This is a genomic window from Ralstonia flatus, assembly GCF_958439105.1.
Classification (GTDB): Bacteria; Pseudomonadota; Gammaproteobacteria; order Burkholderiales; family Burkholderiaceae; genus Ralstonia; species Ralstonia flatus.
Genome location: NZ_CAUDLI010000004.1, coordinates 108,597 through 129,275, shown reverse-complemented (window position 1 = coordinate 129,275; position 20,679 = coordinate 108,597). Strand labels below are relative to the sequence as shown.

Sequence of the window (20,679 nt, the reverse complement as noted above, 5' to 3'; positions counted from 1 at the left end):
TCCTGTAGACTGCGTTGATCGATAAATCGAACAAGTTCGATATATCGAATAATTCGTTCAATTTACAAGATACCAACCGATGGCACAAGCCCCCGCCACCGATGCCCTCACCGATGGCCCACCGGCCGTTGGCGCAAAGCTGCAGACACTGCGCCAGGCGCGCAAGCTGTCGCTCGATGAACTGTCGCGCCGCGCGGGCGTGTCCAAATCGATGCTCTCGCAGGTCGAGCGCAACCTGGCCAACCCGACCGTCGCCGTGCTGTGGCGCCTGGCCACTGCGCTCGGCGTCGGGCTGGCGGATTTCCTCTCGCCCGAAGGCGCGGCCGATGCGGCGCCCGCAGTGACGGTCATCCCCGCTCACTCCATCCCAGTCATCAAAAGCCCGGATGGCAAGTGCGAATTGAAGATTCTTGGCCCCGTTGACCTGGCGGCGCGCTTTGAATGGTATGAACTGGCGATCCAGCCCGGCGGCGTGCTGGCGTCAGAGCCGCATGAGCTGGGCTCGAAGGAGCACATCTCCGTGCTGAGCGGCACGGTGACGGTGCAATCCGGCCCGAGCGAGAAGAAGGTGCGGCATGGGGAATCGGCGCGCTATCCGGTGGATGTGCAGCACGCCATCTCGAACGCTGGCAAGACGGTGGCGACGGCGTTGCTGGTGGTGGAATACGCGCAGCAGTAGGCGCCGCAGATTGGCGCTGCCTAGGCTGTCTGCAGTTCGGGCGCGCGCCACACGCGCGGCAGCAGCATCCCAAGCATCAGCCCGCGCAGCGCCATGAACCCCAGCATCGACAACCACAGCCCGTGGTTGCCCCACAACGGCTGCAGCGTGATTGACAAGCCCCAGAACGCGGCGGCCGCCACGGCCATCGTCACCAGCAGTTCGCGCGTGCGCGTCGCGCCGATGAACACGCCGTCAAACTGGAAGCCCCATACCGACACGACGGGCAGCAGCGCCGCCCAAACCAGATAGTGACGTGCGGCTTCACGCACGGCAGGCTGATCGGTCAGCACGCCGATGATGCTGGCGCCCGCCAGCGCGTACACGGCCGCAAAGAGCCCAGCGCCCAGTACCGACCAGAACGTCGACACGCGCACGGCCATGCGCAGCGCAGCACGATCCCGCGCGCCCATGGCGGCGCCCACCAGCGCTTCGGCCGCGTGCGCAAAGCCGTCCAGCCCGTAGGCCATGAAGGTCAGGAAATTGAGCAGCAACGCGTTGGCGGCCAGCACCACATCGCCCTGCTTGGCGCCGGCATGCGCAAACCAGCCGAAGGCGGCCAGGAGGCACAACGTGCGCAGGAAGATGTCGGTGTTCAGCCCCATCAGGCGGCGCCAGGCGTCACGGGCGAGCAGTTCGGCGCGGGTGAGCGGCGGCAACCCCATCGGCCGTTGCAGCCAGAGCAGCAACATGCCCAACCCAAACCCGGCAATGTCGGCCAGCGCCGTTGCGGCGCCAATACCGGCGACACCCATGCCAGCGCCCAATACCAGGGTCAGCACGGCGACCATGTTGACGGCGTTGATGAACACCTGCAGCAGCAGCGCGCGCCGCACCTGCTGGCGCCCGAGCAGCGTGCCCAGCACGACGTAGTTGGCCAGCGCAAACGGCGCCGACCAGATGCGCGTGTGGCAATAGACCTCGGCCATGCGGGTGACGGATTCGCTCGCACCGAGCAGCGCCAGCGTGATGCGGATGGCCGGCACCTGCAGCACCAGCAATGCCGCGCCAATGGCAAAGGCCAGCAGCAGCGCGCGCACCACGCTCGCCCGCAACGCCTGCGTATCGCCCGCGCCGTGCGCCTGCGACACCAGCCCCGTGGTGCCCATGCGCAGGAAGCCGAACCCCCAGAACACGAAGTTGAAGAAGACCCCGCCCAGCGCCACGCCACCGATGTATTCCGGCCCCGGCAAGTGCCCCGCCACGGCCGTATCCACCGCCGAGAGGATGGGCTGGGTCAGGTTGGCCAGCACGATGGGAAACGCCAGCATCAGCACGCGCCGGTGCCACTGCGCACGTGACGCAGGTGCAACCGAAGTGGCGAGAGAGGACTCCATGGGGACAAAAACTGCGCGGAAGGATGAAAAAGGCGGTGCAACCGCTCACGATTTCGCTATCATTGCGCCCCATTGCGGGCTCCGGAATCGGGCGGCAAGTGCGGCACCCCGCACAACGTCGCCGATGACTATACGCGAATCCCCCCGGAAGGCAGACATCGTGTTCTGCCTTTCATCGCGGCCGGACGGGTGCGGTTGATGCTACGCGTCAGCCAGCACACGCATGTCCTGGGCTGGTGACACCCACCACATAGGACGGCGGGCGGCGCCCAAACAGCGTCGCCTCGGTAGAACTAAGCGGACTGGTAAGCAAACCGCGGTGCCCTGTCGAACTTCCGACTCGCCGGGGCGGAGACTCCTCTTGGAAAAAAACGTACAACGCAATCTCGGCGCCTGGGCATTGATGTTGACCGGCTTGGGCTCGATCATCGGCTCCGGCTGGCTGTTTGGCGCCGGCCACGCGGCAAAGGTCGCGGGCCCCGCTGCCATCTTCACCTGGGTCATCGGCGCCGTCGTCATCCTCGCCATTGCCCTGACGTATGCCGAACTGGGCGCGATGTTCCCGGAATCGGGCGGCATGGTGCGCTATGCGCGCTACTCGCATGGCTCGCTGGTGGGTTTCGTGGCGGCCTGGGCCAACTGGATCGCCATCGTCACCGTCATCCCCATCGAGGCCGAGGCTTCCATCCAGTACATGAGCAGTTGGCCTTGGCCCTGGGCGCAGTCGCTCTTCCAGCACGGTGAGCTGACGCCGCCGGGCCTGGTGCTGTCGGCGGTGCTGGTCGTGGTGTACTTCCTGCTGAACTACTGGGGCGTGAAGGTGTTTGCCAAGGCGAACAACGCCATCACGATCTTCAAGTTCATCATTCCCGCCGCCACGGCGGTGGCGCTGGTTGCAGCGGGCTTCCACCCGGGCAACTTCGGCACGGCCACCGGCGCCAATGCGGCAGGACAGGGCTTTGCCCCGTACGGCTGGTCTGCAGTGCTGACCGCGATTGCCACCAGCGGCATCGTGTTTGCATTCAACGGCTTCCAGAGCCCGATCAACCTGGCGGGCGAGGCACGCAACCCGGGGCGCAACGTGCCCATCGCGGTGATCGGTTCGATCCTGCTGGCCGCGGTGATCTACGTGGCGCTGCAGGTGGCCTTCCTGGGCGCGGTGCCGCCTGAGTCGCTCGTCAACGGCTGGCACGGCATCGACTACCACTCGCCGTTCGCCCAGCTGGCGATCGCGCTGAACCTGAACTGGCTGGCCATCGTCTTGTACATCGATGCGTTCGTGAGCCCGTCGGGCACCGGCAGCACGTACATGGCCACCACCACGCGCATGATCTACGCGATGGAGCGCAACAACACCATGCCGGCCATCTTCGGTCGCGTGCACCCGCTGTTTGGCGTGTCGCGCCCGGCCATGTGGTTCAACCTGGCGGTGTCGTTCATCTTCCTGTTCTTCTTCCGCGGCTGGGGTGCGCTGGCGGCGGTCATCTCGGTGGCGACGGTCATTTCGTACCTGACCGGCCCGATCAGCGTGATGTCGCTGCGCCGTACGTCGCCGGAACTGCATCGCCCACTGCGTCTGCCGGGGCTCTCGCTCATCGCGCCGTTCGCGTTTGTGTGCGCATCGCTAATCCTGTACTGGGCCAAGTGGCCGCTGACCGGCGAGATCATCGTGCTGATGCTGGTGGCGCTGCCTGTGTACTTCTACTACCAGGCCAAGGCCGGCTGGCCCGACTTCAAGACGGAACTCAAGGGCGCGTGGTGGATGATCGCCTACCTGCCGACCATCGCCGCGCTGTCGTACTGCGGCAGCACGGAGTTCGGCGGCCACGGCTACATCCCCTACGGCTGGGACATGGGCATCGTCGCAGTGCTTTCGCTGTTCTTCTACCACTGGGGCGTGGCCAGCGGCTGGCACACGCGCTACCTGGACGAGGTGGACAGCGTGCACGAAGAAACTGAAGTGCGTGACCGCAAGCGCGCCGCACGCGAAGTCCCGCAAGGCGTCTGACGCCACGGTTGCACGCTGCAAAGAAACGCCCGACCGGTTCTGCCGGCGGGCGTTTTTTCTTGTCTGCGGGCTGTGGGGTCTGCTCAGCTGTGTGCGCTAGACTGCGCCGCAATCCCGCGGACTTTGCGTACAACCCCACGCCATTTCATTTGCCCATGACTCGACTCCTCGGCCTGATCCTGATCGCGCTGTCCCTGAGCGCTTGCAGCAAGAAAGAAGAATCCGGCCCAGGCGGCGGTGCATCGCCCGCGATGATGGCTGCCGCGCCTGTAGCTGCGGAAAGCGCCAAGATGGCCGATCGCGCCGAGCAGCGCTTTCTCGCCTACGAACATCGCGTCTCATTGGAGGTCGACGCGCCGCAGCTCGAGCGCCTGTACCGTGAACTGCAGGACGCCTGCGTGAACGAAGCCACGTGGCACTGCACGGTCATGGATGCCAGCATCCAGCTCGAACGGGACCAGCGCGGCGGTACCGCCCATCTGAATCTGCGCGCCAGCCCGGAGGGCGTCCGTGCCATGCGCAAACGCCTGGCGGACAGCGGTGGCGTCGTCAGCCAGGGCACCCACGTAGACGACCTCGGCCAGCCGATTGCCGAAGTCGGCAAGCGCCTGGAGATGCTGAAGAACTACCGTGCGAGCCTGCTCGACCTGCAGCGCAAGGCGACCAAGGTGGAAGACCTCATCCTGATCGCAGAAAAGCTGGCGGAAACACAATCGGAGCTGGAGGCGGCCACCGGCCAGAACACCCACCTCATGGACCGCGTGAACCGCGAGGTGCTCTCGATCGACCTGAGCACGCGGCAGACGGCAGCGCGCAGCCTGTGGGCGCCCATCGGCAATGCGTTCCGCGAATTCCTGCCTTCGCTGGTGCGCGCGAGTGCGAGCGTGATTGAAGCGGTGGCTTATCTATTGCCGTGGGCGATCGTTCTGTCGATCGTGGTGGCCCTGTTCATCAAGCTGCGGCGCAAATGGCGCCAGCGCAAGACGACGCCATAAGCATCAAGCTGAGCGGCAGTCCCGGCAACGGTGGATCTTCGCGCCTTGGCCGCGCCCCATGAACACCGCTGCCGCGCGCTCCACACGCCAAGCACCGCCAGAAGCTCGTATCGGCTGTGAGGCACGCACCAAGTCGTCCGGCAACCTGGTCCACGAAGAGTGGAAACAATCACGCGACGCTGCTGCGCGACGGCAAGCGCCGTCCTAGTCCGAGGCGGCCTTGATGAAATCGATGAACGCCCTGAGGGGCGCCGGAACCAGGCGCCGCCCGGGATAGTAGAGATACGGCCCCGGGAACGGCCGCCACCAATCCTCCAGCACGGGCTCGAGCGCACCGCTCGCGAGGTGCGGACGCAGCCAGTCTTCATACAGATGGACAACGCCCACGCCGGCCAAGGCCGCGTCCACGACAAGATCGGTCGCGCCGCCAATGCGAACGAGCAGCGGACCCGACGGCTCTACCCGAACCACTTCACCATCGCGCTCGTATTCCCACGGCGGCATCGCACCGCTTGCAAATTTGCCGCGCAGGCAGGCGTGGTCGAGCAGGTCGCGTGGATGAGCGGGCCGGCCGCGTCGATCGAGATAGCCGGGTGCTGCCGCCGTTGCGAACCGCTGCGATCGCGGCCCGATCGGAACGGCGATCATGTCCTGTTCGAGCCGCTCGTCGTAGCGAATGCCTGCGTCGAAACCTGCAGCCAGGATGTCGACAAAGCGCTCTTCGGCCACGACCTCCAGCTGTATCTCGGGATAAGCGTCGAGAAAGCCCGGGATGATGGCGGGCAGCACCAGCCGCGCGGCGCTCATCGGCACATTGAGCTTGAGCGTGCCGGCGGGCCTTTCGCGAAAGCTGTTGACGACATCGAGCGCGGCTTCCACCTCGCTCAAGGCGGGCCGCAGGCGACTCAGCAGACGCTGCCCCGCTTCAGTGGGTGAGACGCTGCGCGTCGTGCGGTTCAGCAGGCGCACACCAAGCTGCGTCTCCAACCGCCGCACCGCCTCGCTCAGCCCGGATGCGCTCGCGCCCATCAGCCTTGCGCCTTCGCGGAAGCCCTTGGCCTGCGCCACCGCCACGAAGGCATTCAGGTCACCCAGATCGACTTTCATTGTTCGCCTTTACGCACAACCCGTGCGGATTATGTCCCCTTATCGCGCACCGCGCTTGCGCCTACTCTGCCGTCATGCCCTTTTTCTTCGTCGATCTTCAACACAGGAGTGTGACCATGTCCCCCATCGTTCAGTCCGGCACGTTTTCCATCGGCGGCCACCAGGTGCACCGTCTCGGCTATGGCGCCATGCAGCTCGCCGGCCCGGGCGTCTTCGGCCCACCCAAGGATCGCGACGCGGCGCTTGCCGTATTGCGCGAGGCGGTGTCCTCGGGCGTCAACCATATCGACACGAGCGATTTCTACGGCCCGCACATCACGAATCAGTTGATCCGCGAAGCGTTGCATCCGTATCGCGACGACCTGCTCATCGTCACCAAGATCGGTGCCCGGCGTGACGCGAAGGGCGCGTGGCTGCCGGCGTTTTCTGCGCAGGCGCTGACCGAAGCGGTGCACGACAACCTGCGCAACCTCGGCGTGGAGGTGCTGGACGTGGTGAACCTGCGAATCATGTTCGACACGCACGGCCCCGCCGAAGGGTCGATCGAGGCGCCCCTCACGGCCCTGGCCGAACTGCAACGTCAGGGGCTGGTGCGGCATATCGGGCTGAGCAACGTCACGGCCAACCAGATCGCAGAAGGACGGCGGATCTGCGAGATCGTCTGCGTGCAGAACCACTACAACCTCGCCCACAGAAACGACGACGCGCTGATCGACGCACTGGCCCGCGACGGCATTGCATATGTCCCGTACTTCCCGCTGGGTGGGTTCAGCCCGCTGCAGTCGTCCACGCTCAACGATGTCGCAGCGCGGCTGGATGCAACACCGATGCAGACCGCACTCGCCTGGCTGCTGCACCGGTCGCCGAACATCCTGGTGATCCCGGGCACCTCGTCGGTCGCCCACCTGCGCGAGAACCTGGGCGCGGCGGCGATGACAATGCCGCAAGACGCGATGCGCGAACTCAGCGCCGTCGCACATGCCTCGAACGAGGCGGCGTGATGCTGCGCATGGCGGTTGTTCTCCGGCGATGTGCCGCCACAAAGCCGGCGCAGCCCGACGGACGCTCAACCCGGCTGAGCCTGCAAAGCCAGCGCAGCAGCAGCCGCACGCGTTTCCACACCAAGCTTCTCGAAGATGTGCTCGAGATGCTTGTTGACGGTACGCGGGCGCATACCGAGGATGTCGCCGATGTCGCGGTTGGTCTTGCCGCGTGAAATCCACAGCAGCACCTCGGCCTCGCGCGCGGTCAGACGAAACCTTGCGCAAAGGCGATCGCTCACCTTGCGGTCGTCGTGCTCTTCCAACTGGATGACCCATGCGCTGTGCGGCGCGGGGCCAGCCAGCCTCGCCACCAGCCGCACGCCCTCGCCGTCTTCCGCCATCCGGCCGGCTTCGGGTACGCCGACGGGTCCCACGCTCTGCGCCAGCCACTGCTGCAATACCGGCGGCAGCCGTTGCATGTCGCCGTGGTCCGGATAGAAGCGCGCCAACAACGGCGCGACCCGCGAACTGCGCCAGTGGATCGCGCCATGCACATCGGCCACCAGCGCCGCGCGGCCGCCCAGGCCAACGATTTCGTCTGCCTGCCGGTGCGCACGGGCGCGCTCCAGATGCGCGGCGACGCGCGCGAGCACCTCTTCGGGGCGGATCGGCTTGGTGATGTAGTCGATTCCGCCGGCACGGAAGCCGCGCACAACATGCTCGCTCTCCGTCAGCCCCGTCATGAAGATCACGGGAATCTGCGCGTGGCGGGCATTGGCCTTGATGTGCTCGCAGGTCTCGAAGCCGCTGATGCCGGGCATGACGGCGTCCAGCAGAATGATGTCGGGCGTCAGACGCTCGATGCGGTCCAGCGCGCTGGGGCCGTCCAGCGCCACCAGCACGGTGTAGCCGACGGCGTCGAGCGCATCGGACAGCAACGCCAGATTGTCCGGCGTATCGTCGACGATGAGCACGACGCCGGAACCCCCAGCGGCCGCACCGATCGTCTGCGGGGCCGATGGCAGATGCAGCGCCGCCGCGCCGCCATGGTCAATCCACGCTGTGTTCATCTGAAGGGGCTCCTTTCAGCAACCTATCCAGTTCAGTCAATCGGAAGCGCCGCGCGGCCGATCGCACAGGTTGCACCGCGCCGGCAAGGTCAGGATGGCGATGTTCGGCTTCGTCCAGCAATTCGATGAGCCCGCGGATGTAACCGATCTCGAGCAACGGCCGCAACTGTGCGGCCAGCTCGGCCGGCAGCGGCGCGTGCGAGCGTGCCGGCGGCGGCGCTTCTGCACCTGCTTCGCCGTCGGCGATCCATTCGAGGTTGAGCAGCTCGCCCACTTTGTCGAGCAGATGCGGCAGGTGGACAGGCTTGGCAAGGTAGTCGTCGCAGCCGGCGGCGGCACCGCGTGCGCGGTCACCGGCAAACGCATTGGCCGACAACACCAGGATCGGCGCCACGCTGAGTGCCTGCTTGCGGATCAGTCGGCTGGCCTCGAAGCCGTCCATCGATGGCATCGAGACATCCATCACGATCAGGTCGACCTGCAACGTGCCGAGCTGGCGCATCGCCTCGGGCCCGCTGGCGGCTTCGACGAGCGTGAAGCCCAGCGGCGCGAGCGCGCCCACCACGATACGGCGCTGCTCGCGTTGGTCATCCACCACCAGCACGGTCCGCCGCGCACCGCGATAGCCGCTGACATGGCGGATGCGGTCGACCGCGCGGGGCTCGCGCACCTCCGGCAGGAACAACCGCACGGTAAAGCGCGTGCCCTCGCCAGGCACACTGTCCACGCTCAGCTGGCCGCCCATCAGCGTGGTGAGCATGCGGCAGATGGTCAAGCCGAGGCCGGCGCCGTTGTCCTGCGCGTGCGCTGCGGCGCCGCGTTCGAACGGCAGGAAGATGCGTTCCAATTCGTCCGAAGCAATGCCGATGCCGGTATCGAGAATTTCGAAGGTCGCCAGCTCACGCGCGTAGGCCACACGCAGCGACACCGTGCCGCTCTCGGTAAACCGCACCGCGTTGCCCAGCAGATTGATCAGGATCTGGCGCACGCGCTTTTCGTCCATGCGCACCGCGTCGGGAATGCGGCCTACATGCTCCATGCGGAAGGCCAGTCCTTTTTCCGAGGCATGCGGCTCCATCATCGCCTCGATCTGCGTGAGGAACGCTGGAAACGCCACCTGACTCACGTCGAGTTGCAGCTTGCCGGCCTCGATGCGTGCCACGTCGAGCAGCCCATCGACCAGGGCCAGCAAGTGCTCGCCGCTGCGGAAGATGGTGGCAAGGCCCTCGCGGCGCGCCGGTTCCATCGACGGATCGCGCATCAGCAGTTGCGCATAGCCGAGGATGCTGTTGAGCGGCGTGCGCAGTTCATGGCTCAAGCCCGTCACGTAGCGGCTCTTGGCCCGGTTGGCAGACTCGGCGGCTTGCTTGGCCTGCTGCAGCATGGCGTCGGTCTTGCGGTGCGCTTCGATCTCGCGCATCAGCAGCATGGTCTGGCGGTTGGACTCTTCCTGCGCGACCTTGCGGCTTTCCTTGGCGAGCACCAGCCACCATGCGCCCACGCAGCCGACCAGCGCCAGCGCAAAGAACGCCTTGATGTAACCGCGCGCCAGCAATTGCAACGGCGATTGGTCTGCGCTCAGGGTGACGGCGGTCTGGTAGTAGATCAGCGTCAGTACGCCTGCCAGCAAGCCCAGCACGATCAGCAGCACGGCGGCGTACTGCGCTACACGCACGTGCAGTCGCGGCAGTTCAGTGTTTGGAAACCAATGCCGCCAAGCCTGTGCGATTTGCGCAGACAGTCTGCCGTGCGGCTTGCAGGCATCGCCGCAGCGCGCATCCAATGAGCAACATAGCGAGCAGATGCTGCCGGCGTATGCGGGGCAATGCGCCATGTCTTCTCGCTCGAACACGTTCTCGCAGATGACGCAGCGCATGGCGCCGGCATGCGCATGTTCGGCGTCGGCGGGGGCGTGCACCTTGCGGGCGAGGTAGAACCGCCCGCGCGTGGCTACGGCGATGAGCGGCGCGCAAAGGAACGCCATGCCCAATGCGACGAACGGCGACAGCGCTTCGGTCACGGCACCGAACAACCCGAGGTGAGCCAGCGTCGCGACCACCGAGGCGATCAGCATGGCGCCCACGCCAACCGGATTGACGTCGTACAGGTAAGCGCGCTTGAACTCGATGTGTGCGGGGCTGTATCCCAACGGCTTGTTGATGACGAGGTCCGCCACCAGCGCGCCGATCCAGGCGATGGCGACGTTGGCGTACAGCGCCAGCACTTCGCTCAGCGCCTCGAACACGCCCAGCTCCATCAGCAGCAGTGCGATGAGCACGTTGAAGACGAGCCACACCACCCGGCCCGGATGACTATGCGTGAGGCGCGCAAAGAAGTTGGACCATGCCAGTGAACCGGCGTAGGCGTTGGTGACGTTGATCTTGATCTGCGACACCACCACGAACAACGCCATGGCCGCCATCGCCAACGCAGGCGAGCCGAACACATACTGATAGGCCACCAGGTACATCTGCGTGGGCTCCACGGCGCGCGCCGTGCCCACCTCGTGCTGAACGGCGAGGAAGACCAGAAAGGAGCCGCCCAGCATCTTGAGCGCGCCCGGCACCACCCAGCCGGGCCCGGCCGCCAGCAAGGCCAGCCACCACTTGCCGCGGTTGGCGCGCGTCTTTTCGGGCAGGAAGCGCAGGTAGTCGACCTGCTCGCCGATCTGCACGATCAGCGCAAAGGCCACGGTGCAGCCGGCGCCAAAGGCCAGCAGGTTGAAATCGCGGCCTGATTCCGACAAGCCGCCGAAGCTCGGCCAGTCGGCAAAGGCGCGTGGATTGCGCAGCAACACCGCAGCGTAGGGCAGCACCAGCAACACCAGCCACAGCACCTGGGTCCAGCTCTGCAGCTTGTTGATGGCCGTGATGCCATGCGTTACCAGCGGGATGATCACCAGCGAACACAGCACATAGGCGATAGGCAGCGGCAGCCCGATGTAAAGCTGCACGGCCAGCGCCATGATGGCCGCCTCCAGCGCCAGGAAGATGAATGTGAAGGTCGCATACACGAGCGAGGTGACCGTCGAGCCGATGTAGCCGAAGCCGGCGCCGCGCGTGAGCAAATCCATGTCGACGCCGAAGCGCGCTGCGTAATAGCTGATCGGCAGCCCGGTCAGGAAGATCAGCACGCTCACCACCACGATCGCCCAGAACGCATTGGTAAAGCCGTAGTTGATGGCGAGCGAACCGCCAATGGCCTCCAGCGCCAGGAACGACGTGGCTCCCAGCGCGGTGTTGGCCACGCGGAACTCCGACCATTTGCGGAATCCGCGCGGCGTATAGCGCAATGCGTAGTCTTCCAGCGTCTCGTCGGCGACCCACGTGTTGTAGTCACGACGGATCTTGACGATGCGCTGGGTGCCGGATTGGTGCACGAACGCTCCCCGTTTCGGTGAACCGCGCCTGAGCTTCGTGCTCTAGGCGAGTAGGCGCGGCGGGCGATGCAAGTTCCGTTCCGCCCTCGCACTCGGCCGGTTCACCCCTGTGATGTCGCTGTGTTCTTGATTGCGGATGGCTGCGCCGTGCAATGCGGCTGCGCTGTACGTCGGTTGACGTATTCCGGCAATCGGGGCCCCCGCCTAGGCTTGCCTCCATGCCTGTTCACAACGACCACCATCCGTAACCGGGAGAAACCACGATGTCACGCCACCCCTCGCGCCTTCGGCGCCTCGCCTTGTGTCTTGCCGTCACGCCTCTGCTGGCGGCGCCGCTCGCCGCGCTCGCGCAGTCGTACCCGACCGCCAAGGTCAATGCCACCAAGCTTGCCGTGACCGACACCGAGGTCACCGTGGGCCAACTGCATTCGGCCACCGGCACCATGGCGATCAGCGAGACCGGGTCGATCCAGGCAGAGCGCCTGGCCATCGACCAGATCAACGCCGCGGGCGGCGTGCTGGGCCGCAAGATCAAGATCATCCAGGAGGACGGCGCATCGGATTGGCCGACCTTTGCCGAGAAGGCGAAGAAGCTGCTCGAAGCTGACCGTGTCGCCACCGTGTTCGGCTGCTGGACCTCGGCCTCGCGCAAGGCCGTGCTGCCGGTGTTCGAGAAAGACAACGGCCTGCTGTACTACCCCACGTTCTACGAGGGGCTCGAACAATCCAAGAACGTGATCTACACCGGGCAGGAAGCCACGCAGCAGATCCTGGCCGGGCTGGATTGGGTGGCCAAGGAGAAGAAGGCCAAGACGTTCTATCTGGTCGGCTCCGACTACATCTGGCCGCGCACGTCGATGAAGATCGCGCGCAAGCACATCGAAAACGTGCTGCACGGCGAGGTGGTCGGCGAGGAGTACTACCCGCTGGGCAACACGCAGTTCGGCTCGCTGATCAACAAGATGAAGCTGAAGAAGCCCGACGTGATTTTTGCCGCCGTGGTCGGCGGTTCCAACGTGGCCTTCTACAAGCAGATGAAGGCGGCGGGCGTGACCGCCGACAAGCAGACGCTGCTGACGCTGTCCGTCACGGAGGATGAACTGCTCGGTATCGGCGGCGAGAACATGGCCGGCTTCTACGCCTCCATGAAGTACTTCCAAAGTCTGGACAACCCCAACAACAAGAAATTCGTCGAGGCCTTCAAGGCGAAGTACGGCGCCAAGGCCGTCATCGGCGACGTCACGCAGGCGGCTTACCTCGGCCCGTGGCTGTGGAAGGCGGCGGTGGAAAAGGCCGGCAGTTTTGACGTCGACAAGGTGGTCGCGGCCTCGCCCGGCATCGAGCTGAACACCGCGCCGGAAGGCTACGTGAAGGTGCACGCCAACCACCACCTGTGGAGCAAGACGCGCATCGGGCAAGTGCAGACGGATGGCCAGTTCAAGGTGGTCTACGAGTCCGGTCTGATCGAACCGAATCCGTTCCCGAAGGGTTACCAGTAACCCGCCGCAGACGCGGTCCGGCCGCAGCAGGGTTTGCAAGCCGGACGGACCGCTTCCCACCGCATCCATCGTCTTCGTGGAGCCGCCATGACCTCGTTGTCGGAATTCGGGGCGATCTTCGCCATGCAGGGCTTCAACGGCCTGTCGTTCTTCTGTGTGCTGCTGCTGATGGCACTGGGCCTGGCCATCATCTTTGGGCAGATGGGCGTGATCAACATGGCGCATGGCGAGTTCCTCACCATCGGCGCCTACACCACGTACCTGCTGTCGACGCTCACCGCCAGCTACGCGCCGGCACTGCAGCCTTACTACTTCTTCGCGGCCGTGGTGCTGTCGTTCGTCCTGGCAGCGGCCATCGGTTACGCAGTCGAGCGGCTGATGATCTCGCGGCTTTACAACCGCCCGCTCGACACGCTGCTCGCCACCTGGGGCCTGAGCCTCGCCATGCAGCAGGCCTTCCGCTCCATCTTTGGCGCGAAGGAGGTCAGCCCCGCGCTGCCCGACTGGTTGATGGGATCGTTCTCGCCGGGCGGCGGCATCGATATCCCGATCAACGGCCTGTTCGTGATGGCACTGACCACGCTGCTGACCGGTGCGCTGTTCCTCCTGCTGTTCCGCTCGCGCTGGGGTCTGCAGGTGCGTGCCACGGTGCAGAACCGCGTGATGAGCGGTGCGGTCGGCATCGACACGCGGCGCGTCGACCGCATGACCTTCGCACTGGGTTGCGGCGTGGCGGGTGTGGCGGGCGCCGCGTTCACCACCATCGGTTCGACCGGCCCGACCTCGGGGTCGCTGTACATCGTCGACACCTTCCTGGTGGTGGTGTTCGGCGGCGCGCAAAGCCTGCTGGGCACCATCGCGTCGGCCTTCACCATCGCCCAGACGCAATCGACCACCGAGTTCTTCCTCACAGGCTCGATGGCGAAGGTGCTGACGCTCTCGGCTGTGATCCTGATCCTGATGATGCGGCCCCAGGGGCTGTTCTCGGTCAAGGTCCGCAAATAAGGAGTCCGACATGAACCCCACGCTTCATCCATGGCTAGAGCGCAGGCGCGACTGGCTCGGCCTGGCCGTACTCTGCGCCGTCATCTTCGTCGTCATGCCGCTGGCGTTTGACGTGTTCCGCCTGAACCTGATCGGCAAGTACCTCAGCTACGCCTTCGTGGCCGTCGGCCTGGTGCTGTGCTGGGGCTACGGCGGCATCCTGAGCCTGGGCCAGGGCGTGTTCTTCGGGCTCGGCGGTTATTGCATGGCGATGTTCCTCAAGCTGGAAGCCTCCGACCCGGTCAGCACCAAGATCCAATCCACGCCCGGCATTCCCGACTTCATGGATTGGAACCAGTTGACCGCCCTGCCGCTGTTCTGGGAGCCGTTCCGCCACTTCGGCTTCGCGGTGGTTGCAGTGGTGCTGGTGCCCACGCTCCTTGCGTTGCTGATCGGCATCGCCATGTTCAAGCGGCGCGTGGGCGATGTGTATTTCTCCATCGTCACGCAGGCCATCGCGGCGATCCTGTCGATCCTCATCATCGGGCAGCAGGGCTGGACGGGCGGCGTCAACGGCATCACCGACCTGAAGACGCTGCTCGGCTGGGACATCCGCACCGACTCCGGCAAGCTGATCCTGTACTTCGTCACCGCCGGCCTGCTGGTGGGCTGCATCGTGCTCGGCCGCTTCATCCTGCGCTCCAAACTCGGCCGCCTGCTGATGGCGATGCGCGACAAGGAAGAGCGCGTGCGCTTCTCCGGTTACGACGTCGCCAGCTTCAAGGTGTTCGTGTTCTGCGTGGCGGCGGCCATGTCGGCCATCGGCGGGGCGATGTTCACGCTGCAGGTGGGCTTCATGTCGCCGTCGTTCGTCGGCATCGTGCCGTCGATCGAGATGGTGATCTATGCCGCGGTGGGCGGACGCCTCTCGCTGCTGGGCGCGGTGTACGGCACGCTGCTCGTCAATTTCGGCAAGACGTATTTCTCCGAGTCCTTCCCGCAGCTGTGGCTGTTCCTGATGGGCGGCCTGTTCATCGCCGTGGTCATGTACTTCCCCAACGGCCTGGCCGGCCTGTACGACAGCCACGGCCGCAAATGGATCGCACGGCTGCTGCAAGGCCGCCGTGCGGCCGCAAAACCGGCGCCCGGCGCCACCGCACAAGGCTAAACCCGGAGACCACCATGACCCAACCGATCGGCGTGGAAATGCCCAAGCCCGTGCTGGCGATCGAAGACCTGACGGTGTCGTTCGATGGCTTCAAGGCGGTGGACAGCCTGAACCTGTATGTCGACCGCAACGAAGTGCGCGTGGTGATCGGCCCCAACGGCGCGGGCAAGACCACGGTGCTGGACCTGATCTGCGGAAAGACGCGCGCCACCTCCGGCAGCATCCGCTTCAACAACCTGGAGCTGACAAAGATGCGCGAGCACGACATCGTGCGCTCGGGCGTCGGCCGCAAGTTCCAGACACCGTCCATCTACGAAAACCTGACGGTGTTCGAGAACCTGGAGATGTCGTTCCCGCGCGGGCGCAAGGTGCTCGGCGCACTCGCGTTCCGCCGCTCGCCCGACGTGGTGGAACGCGTGGAAGCCGTGGCCCGCGACATCTTCCTGCACGAGCTGCTGCACCAGCAGGCGGACCTGCTCTCGCACGGGCAAAAGCAGTGGCTGGAGATCGGCATGCTGCTCATGCAGGAGCCGGAACTCGTGATGCTCGATGAACCCGTGGCCGGCATGAGCGTGTCGGAACGCGAGAAGACAGCGGAGCTGCTCGGCCGCATCAGCCAGGGGCGCTCGGTGCTCGTCATCGAGCACGACATGGAGTTCGTCAAGAGCATCGCCCACCGCGTGACCGTGCTGCACCAGGGCAAGGTGCTGGCCGAAGGCAGCATGGATGCGGTGCAGGCCGACCCGAAAGTCATTGAAGTCTATCTGGGCCATTGAGCCCCCGGAGCCGCACATGTTCAACGTGACCGACCTCGTTTCCGGATACGGCCAGAGCCAGGTGCTCCATGCCCTCAACCTGCAGGTGGCGCCGCAGGAGATCGTGGCCGTGATGGGCCGCAACGGCATGGGCAAGACAACGCTGTTCAAGACCCTGATGGGCATTCTTCCGACGCGCTCGGGCAGCGTGTCGATCGACGGCCAGGAACTGACGGCCCTGCCCTCGTTCCAGCGCGTGGCGCGCGGCATCGCCTACGTGCCGCAGGGCCGCATGATGTTCTCGAGCATGACGGTGCTGGAGAACATCCAGACCGGCCTGCCGGCCTCCGCAGGCGGGCGCGTGCCGGACGAACTGTATGCGCTGTTTCCCGTGCTGTACGACATGCGCGGGCGCAAGAGCGGGAACCTGTCGGGCGGCCAGCAGCAGCAGCTCGCCATTGCGCGTGCATTGGCCACCAACCCGAAGGTGCTGCTGCTGGACGAGCCGACCGAGGGCATCCAGCCATCGATCATCAAGGACATCGCGCGGGCATTGAAGGAGATCCGCAAGCTCCGCCAGCTCACCATCGTCGTGTCGGAACAGGTGCTCAGCTTCACCCTCGATATCGCCGACCGCTTTCTCGTCATCGACAAAGGGCGCTTCGTCTACGAAGAAACGCGCGACAAGGTCGATGCCGCCACCATCAGCCGATACCTCTCGGTTTGACTCACCTCACACCATAGGAGCAAGCATGCGTCACGGGGACATTTCAAGCAGCCAGGACTGCGTTGGCGTGGCCGTCGTCAACTACAAGATGCCGCGCCTGCACACGCGCGCCGAGGTGCTGGAGAACGCGCGCAACATCGGCCGGATGCTGGTCGGCATGAAGCAAGGTCTGCCGGGGCTGGACCTCGTGGTGTTTCCCGAATACTCGACGCACGGGATCATGTACGACGCTGCGGAGATGTACGAGACGGCGGCCACCATCCCCGGCGAGGAGACCGCCATCTTTGCCGCGGCATGCCGCGAGGCGAAGGTGTGGGGCGTGTTCTCGCTCACCGGCGAGCGTCATGAAGACCACCCCAACAAGGCGCCCTACAACACGCTCATCCTGATGAACGACCAGGGTGAAATCGTGCAGAAGTACCGCAAGATCATGCCGTGGTGCCCGATCGAGGGGTGGTACCCCGGCGGCTGCACCTACGTATCGGAAGGCCCCAAGGGCCTGAAGATCAGCCTGATCATCTGCGACGACGGCAACTACCCCGAAATCTGGCGCGACTGCGCAATGAAGGGCGCCGAGCTGATCGTCCGCTGCCAGGGATACATGTATCCGGCCAAGGAGCAGCAGGTGATGGTGTCCAAAGCCATGGCTTGGATGAACAACGTCTACGTGGCCGTGGCGAACGCGGCCGGCTTCGACGGCGTGTATTCCTATTTCGGGCACTCGGCCATCGTCGGATTCGACGGCCGCACGCTGGGCGAATGCGGCACCGAAGAGATGGGCATCCAGTACGCCGAGCTGTCGGTCGCGCTGATCCGCGATGCGCGCAAGCACCTGCAATCGCAAAACCATCTTTATAAGCTGCTGCACCGCGGCTACACCGGCACCATCAACTCCGGAGAAGCACCGGAAGGCGTGGCCGCCTGCCCCTTCGATTTCTACAAGACCTGGGTGAACGATCCGTCCGCCGCGCGCGCCCAGGTCGAGGCCCTCACCCGCCGCACCGCCGGCACGCCCGAATGCCCCATCGATGGCATCCCCCACGCCTGACGCCACTTCCTGAGGAGAAACCACCATGCAGCATTTCAAGATCCAGCCCGGCAAGCCGCTGGCAGAGCAGGCCGAACTCGGCCATAACCGCTGGCATCCGGACATCCCGTTCCTTTCCAAGGTCAAGCCCGGCGAAGAGATCATCATCGAATCGCTGGATTTTCTCGACGCGCAGATTCGCGACGACGACAAGGTCGACGACGTACGCAATGTCGACCTGACCCGCGCGCATCCGCTCACGGGGCCCTTCTACATTGAAGGCGCGGAGCCGGGCGACCTGCTGGTGGTAGACCTGCTCGACATCAAGCCCGTCACGCCGATCGGCTTTTCGGGCGTGTTCGCAAAATCCAACGGCGGCGGCTTCCTGGCGGATTACTTTCCCGATGCCGACAAGGCCATCTGGGACTTGAAAGGCGTCTATGCCACGTCGCGCCATATTCCCGGCGTCCGGCTGGCCGGCCTGACGCACCCGGGGCTGATGGGCTGCCTGCCCTCCCGCGAACTGCTGGACGAATGGAACCGCCGCGAAGCACCGCTGGCCGCCAAGGGCCTGGCCCAGCCGCCTGATCCGCGCACCGCCGTGCTGCGCGGCGTGTCCGGCGCGGAATTCGATCGCATGGCAGGCGAGGCCGCGCGCACGGTGCCGCCACGCGAGCACGGCGGCAACACCGACATCAAGGATCTGTCGATCGGCACCCGCATCTTCTTCCCGGTGTACGTCAAGGGCGCCGGCTTCTCGATGGGCGACCTGCACTTCTCCCAGGGCGACGGCGAAATCGGCTTCTGCGGCGCGATCGAAATGGACGGCGCCACGCGTGTCGGGTTCGATCTCATCAAGGGCGGCATGGCGAAGTACAACCTGAGCGCGCCGATCTTCATGCCGAGCCCCGTCAAGCCGCGCTACGACCAGTGGCTGACCTTCGAGGGCATCAGCGTGGAAAACGGCACCAACTACTACCTGGATGCCACCGTCGCCTATCGGCAGGCGTGCCTGAAGGCCATTGACTACCTCACGCACTTTGGCTTCACCGCCAGCCAGGCCTACATGCTGCTGACGGCCGCGCCGGTGGAGGGGCGCATCGGCGGCATCGTGGACATTCCGAACTGCGCGTGCACGGTGTCGGTTCCCACGGCGATCTTCGATCAGGACATCACCCCCAAGGGCATGCTGAACGACAAATCGCACTGGGGCCGCAAGCCCGCTTGACGTTGATGACCAATACGCGCCGGCCATGGCGGCACCGCTGCGGCCGGCGCAGCAACGGAGGCATGCATGCCGCTATACGACATCCGCTGTACCGCTTGCGACGGCATTTTCGAACGGCTGATTCCGGCTGCGAAACTGCACGCGCCCACACCCTGCCCCTATTGCGACGAAGACACGGCCGCCGCGCCAATGCCGACCGGTGGGCGCGTTGCATTGAAGTCAGTTTCACGCTGGCAACCCAGTTCACTGCATGAGCAGTTGGCGGGCAAACCAATCACCGGGCCGGGCAGCGCGGGTGGCTCCGGCCGCCGCAACAGCGTCCTCCATGTCTGCGGCGGAAAGCACTGTTCGATCTGCGGCGTGTAAGCCCAGACGCTGGCGCCTGATGGTGGCCTCTTGCACGCACAACAACGCGCACCCTAGGCGCCTGCTTGACCGGCAGGCGCCCCGGGTTGCGCGAGCCGTGGCTTACGCTGCGGCCTTCAAACCTTCCATCGCCTCACGCACATAGGCGATCAGGTCCGGGCCCATCCACGGGCTGGCGGATAGTTCGGGCTCCTGCTCCATCGCCAGGCGCACCTTCGCCTGCGTCTGCGGATCGTCCCCCGCATAGGAGCGGAACAATTCGATCCAATGCCGCGCAAGCTGCTGCATGGCAGGCGCATGTGCCGGCGTGCCCTTGGCCAGATGCTGTCGCACCTCTGCAATCAAGGTCGGCCACTCGTTGGCGCGCTTGCCAAAGTTCTCTCGCATGAACTGCAGCTCCTGCGCCGACAGATACTTCGCGTAGATCGCCAGCTTGGTTTCGTTGGCCGCCTCCATGATGAAGTCGAGCATCTCCAGGCTGATACCGGTGCGCTCCTGCAATGCCGGTTCGTTGATGTGCATTTTGTGCAGCTTGGCCGAGAGCACCGGGTCGAGCGCCGCATCCTGCGCGAGCAGCGCCATCCATTGCCTGGCGAGCGCCTGCGCCTCGCTGCTGCGTGAGGCCACCTGGCGGTTCATCGCATCCTGCACAGTCGACACCAGCGCCGCCCACCGCGCATGACGGGCGGTATCGGCGTCCATGCGTTCGGCGCGGGCACGTTCTTCCTGCGAGAGATATTTGTCGTACATGGTCATCCATTCCAAGGTTGTGAGCCACTCGGTCAATTCGGGCTCCTCCTCGCGCACGAGCTGGCCGTGCAGCCGCGACAGCCGATCGCGCAGCACGCTGGCCTGCGTGATCTGCTGATCGAGCATCGCAATCTGCCGTTCCACGATCGTGGTGAAGGGGATGTCCGGATTGGCCAGGAAAGCCCCGACATCGGCCAGCGACATGCCGAAGCGCCGCAACGCCTGGATCTTGTGCAGACGGGCGACGTCAGCCTTGTCGTACAGCCGGTAACCGCTATCGGAGCGGGCCGAAGGCGTGAGCAGGCCGATGGTGTCGTAGTGATGCAGCATGCGCACCGAGAGGCCGCAGCGTTTGGCGAGATCGCCCACTTTCAACAACATGGTGGCTCCTGTCTTCTGGCTTGGACACAGGCTAGGACCTCACACAATGTGAGGGTCAAGCACGGCGTGAATGGACAGCAATAGGCAGCGCCCCGCGAAGACGCAGGCGCATCCTGCATTCTGAACGACGCCCCTCTGTGGTGGGGAACGCGTCCCGCGAACCCGCGCCGCTGCGTGCGTCACAAAAAGTTCATTCA

At 65.1% G+C, this 20,679-nt stretch carries 17 protein-coding genes; 12 read left to right on the top strand and 5 right to left on the bottom strand.

Annotated features, from left to right (window positions below):
• Nucleotides 1–79: 79 nt before the first annotated feature.
• Entirely contained in the window at nt 80–679 is a 600-nt protein-coding gene (locus R2676_RS10770) for a helix-turn-helix domain-containing protein (protein ID WP_206274588.1), read from the top strand.
• A 20-nt stretch (nt 680–699) separates the two neighbouring features.
• Here R2676_RS10770 and R2676_RS10765 read toward each other — a convergent pair whose 3' ends face one another.
• Complete coding sequence (locus R2676_RS10765; RefSeq protein ID WP_206274587.1) at nt 700–2,055, bottom strand: MATE family efflux transporter; 1,356 nt, start codon at nt 2,053–2,055, stop codon at nt 700–702.
• 361 nt (nt 2,056–2,416) lie between these two features.
• On the opposite strand from R2676_RS10765, the gene R2676_RS10760 reads away from it, so the two are divergent.
• Both R2676_RS10760 and R2676_RS10755 read left to right on the top strand, forming a co-directional pair.
• Nucleotides 2,417–4,063, top strand: coding sequence for an APC family permease (locus tag R2676_RS10760; RefSeq protein WP_206274586.1), 1,647 nt, complete (start codon nt 2,417–2,419; stop codon nt 4,061–4,063).
• Between the two features lie 155 nt (nt 4,064–4,218).
• Nucleotides 4,219–5,058: a DUF4349 domain-containing protein gene (locus R2676_RS10755; protein WP_206274585.1), complete on the top strand. Its 840-nt coding sequence runs from the start codon at nt 4,219–4,221 to the stop codon at nt 5,056–5,058.
• 204 nt (nt 5,059–5,262) lie between these two features.
• Here the strand turns inward: R2676_RS10755 and R2676_RS10750 are convergent, their stop codons facing one another.
• Nucleotides 5,263–6,165, bottom strand: coding sequence for a LysR family transcriptional regulator (locus R2676_RS10750; protein ID WP_206274583.1), 903 nt, complete (start codon nt 6,163–6,165; stop codon nt 5,263–5,265).
• A gap of 116 nt (nt 6,166–6,281) precedes the next feature.
• Here R2676_RS10750 and R2676_RS10745 point away from each other — a divergent pair, with 116 nt between their 5' ends.
• Complete coding sequence (locus R2676_RS10745; RefSeq protein WP_206274582.1) at nt 6,282–7,166, top strand: aldo/keto reductase family oxidoreductase; 885 nt, start codon at nt 6,282–6,284, stop codon at nt 7,164–7,166.
• A 65-nt stretch (nt 7,167–7,231) separates the two neighbouring features.
• Here R2676_RS10745 and R2676_RS10740 read toward each other — a convergent pair whose 3' ends face one another.
• Together R2676_RS10740 and R2676_RS10735 are read right to left on the bottom strand one after the other, a co-directional pair.
• Nucleotides 7,232–8,218 (bottom strand): response regulator, encoded by a 987-nt coding sequence (locus tag R2676_RS10740; protein WP_206274581.1) that lies wholly within the window; start codon nt 8,216–8,218, stop codon nt 7,232–7,234.
• Nucleotides 8,199–11,597, bottom strand: coding sequence for a hybrid sensor histidine kinase/response regulator (locus R2676_RS10735; protein ID WP_206274580.1), 3,399 nt, complete (start codon nt 11,595–11,597; stop codon nt 8,199–8,201). Before R2676_RS10735 ends, R2676_RS10740 begins: the two co-directional genes overlap by 20 nt.
• Before the next feature lie 263 nt (nt 11,598–11,860).
• Here R2676_RS10735 and urtA point away from each other — a divergent pair, with 263 nt between their 5' ends.
• The 8 genes from urtA (at nt 11,861) to R2676_RS10695 (ending at nt 19,351) form a co-directional block, all read left to right on the top strand.
• Nucleotides 11,861–13,096: an urea ABC transporter substrate-binding protein gene (gene urtA, locus R2676_RS10730; RefSeq protein WP_027679774.1), complete on the top strand. Its 1,236-nt coding sequence runs from the start codon at nt 11,861–11,863 to the stop codon at nt 13,094–13,096.
• Between the two features lie 87 nt (nt 13,097–13,183).
• On the top strand, nt 13,184–14,101 hold the full coding sequence (gene urtB / locus R2676_RS10725; protein ID WP_027679773.1) for an urea ABC transporter permease subunit UrtB: 918 nt from the start codon (nt 13,184–13,186) through the stop codon (nt 14,099–14,101).
• A 10-nt stretch (nt 14,102–14,111) separates the two neighbouring features.
• The gene (urtC, locus tag R2676_RS10720; protein ID WP_206274579.1) at nt 14,112–15,248 is read left to right on the top strand and encodes an urea ABC transporter permease subunit UrtC; all 1,137 of its coding nucleotides are present in this window, start codon (nt 14,112–14,114) and stop codon (nt 15,246–15,248) included.
• Nucleotides 15,249–15,262: 14 nt separating this feature from the next.
• Complete coding sequence (gene urtD, locus R2676_RS10715) at nt 15,263–16,024, top strand: urea ABC transporter ATP-binding protein UrtD (protein WP_316857209.1); 762 nt, start codon at nt 15,263–15,265, stop codon at nt 16,022–16,024.
• A gap of 16 nt (nt 16,025–16,040) precedes the next feature.
• A complete protein-coding gene (gene urtE, locus R2676_RS10710) occupies nt 16,041–16,730 on the top strand; it encodes an urea ABC transporter ATP-binding subunit UrtE (RefSeq protein WP_027679771.1) in 690 nt (229 codons plus the stop codon).
• A 25-nt stretch (nt 16,731–16,755) separates the two neighbouring features.
• Nucleotides 16,756–17,778, top strand: a complete 1,023-nt coding sequence (locus tag R2676_RS10705; protein ID WP_206274578.1) for an aliphatic amidase — start codon at nt 16,756–16,758, stop codon at nt 17,776–17,778.
• Between the two features lie 25 nt (nt 17,779–17,803).
• Nucleotides 17,804–18,985: a formamidase gene (gene fmdA, locus R2676_RS10700; RefSeq protein ID WP_206274577.1), complete on the top strand. Its 1,182-nt coding sequence runs from the start codon at nt 17,804–17,806 to the stop codon at nt 18,983–18,985.
• Nucleotides 18,986–19,051: 66 nt separating this feature from the next.
• Entirely contained in the window at nt 19,052–19,351 is a 300-nt protein-coding gene (locus R2676_RS10695) for an FmdB family zinc ribbon protein (protein WP_206274576.1), read from the top strand.
• A 102-nt stretch (nt 19,352–19,453) separates the two neighbouring features.
• Here the strand turns inward: R2676_RS10695 and R2676_RS10690 are convergent, their stop codons facing one another.
• A complete protein-coding gene (locus R2676_RS10690) occupies nt 19,454–20,482 on the bottom strand; it encodes a MerR family transcriptional regulator (RefSeq protein WP_206274575.1) in 1,029 nt (342 codons plus the stop codon).
• Between the last annotated feature and the right edge of the window lie 197 nt (nt 20,483–20,679).

Excerpts from the sequence above, each read along its gene's own strand:
- urtA (WP_027679774.1), top strand. The coding sequence starts at position 11,861 with ATGTCACGCCACCCCTCGCGCCTTCGGCGCCTCGCCTTGTGTCTTGCC.
- R2676_RS10745 (WP_206274582.1), top strand. The coding sequence starts at position 6,282 with ATGTCCCCCATCGTTCAGTCCGGCACGTTTTCCATCGGCGGCCACCAG.
- urtB (WP_027679773.1), top strand. The coding sequence starts at position 13,184 with ATGACCTCGTTGTCGGAATTCGGGGCGATCTTCGCCATGCAGGGCTTC.
- R2676_RS10695 (WP_206274576.1), top strand. The coding sequence starts at position 19,052 with ATGCCGCTATACGACATCCGCTGTACCGCTTGCGACGGCATTTTCGAA.
- urtC (WP_206274579.1), top strand. The coding sequence starts at position 14,112 with ATGAACCCCACGCTTCATCCATGGCTAGAGCGCAGGCGCGACTGGCTC.
- urtD (WP_316857209.1), top strand. The coding sequence starts at position 15,263 with ATGACCCAACCGATCGGCGTGGAAATGCCCAAGCCCGTGCTGGCGATC.
- R2676_RS10690 (WP_206274575.1), bottom strand. The coding sequence starts at position 20,482 with ATGTTGTTGAAAGTGGGCGATCTCGCCAAACGCTGCGGCCTCTCGGTG.
- urtE (WP_027679771.1), top strand. The coding sequence starts at position 16,041 with ATGTTCAACGTGACCGACCTCGTTTCCGGATACGGCCAGAGCCAGGTG.
- R2676_RS10705 (WP_206274578.1), top strand. The coding sequence starts at position 16,756 with ATGCGTCACGGGGACATTTCAAGCAGCCAGGACTGCGTTGGCGTGGCC.
- R2676_RS10765 (WP_206274587.1), bottom strand. The coding sequence starts at position 2,055 with ATGGAGTCCTCTCTCGCCACTTCGGTTGCACCTGCGTCACGTGCGCAG.
- R2676_RS10755 (WP_206274585.1), top strand. The coding sequence starts at position 4,219 with ATGACTCGACTCCTCGGCCTGATCCTGATCGCGCTGTCCCTGAGCGCT.
- R2676_RS10740 (WP_206274581.1), bottom strand. The coding sequence starts at position 8,218 with ATGAACACAGCGTGGATTGACCATGGCGGCGCGGCGGCGCTGCATCTG.
- R2676_RS10770 (WP_206274588.1), top strand. The coding sequence starts at position 80 with ATGGCACAAGCCCCCGCCACCGATGCCCTCACCGATGGCCCACCGGCC.
- fmdA (WP_206274577.1), top strand. The coding sequence starts at position 17,804 with ATGCAGCATTTCAAGATCCAGCCCGGCAAGCCGCTGGCAGAGCAGGCC.
- R2676_RS10750 (WP_206274583.1), bottom strand. The coding sequence starts at position 6,165 with ATGAAAGTCGATCTGGGTGACCTGAATGCCTTCGTGGCGGTGGCGCAG.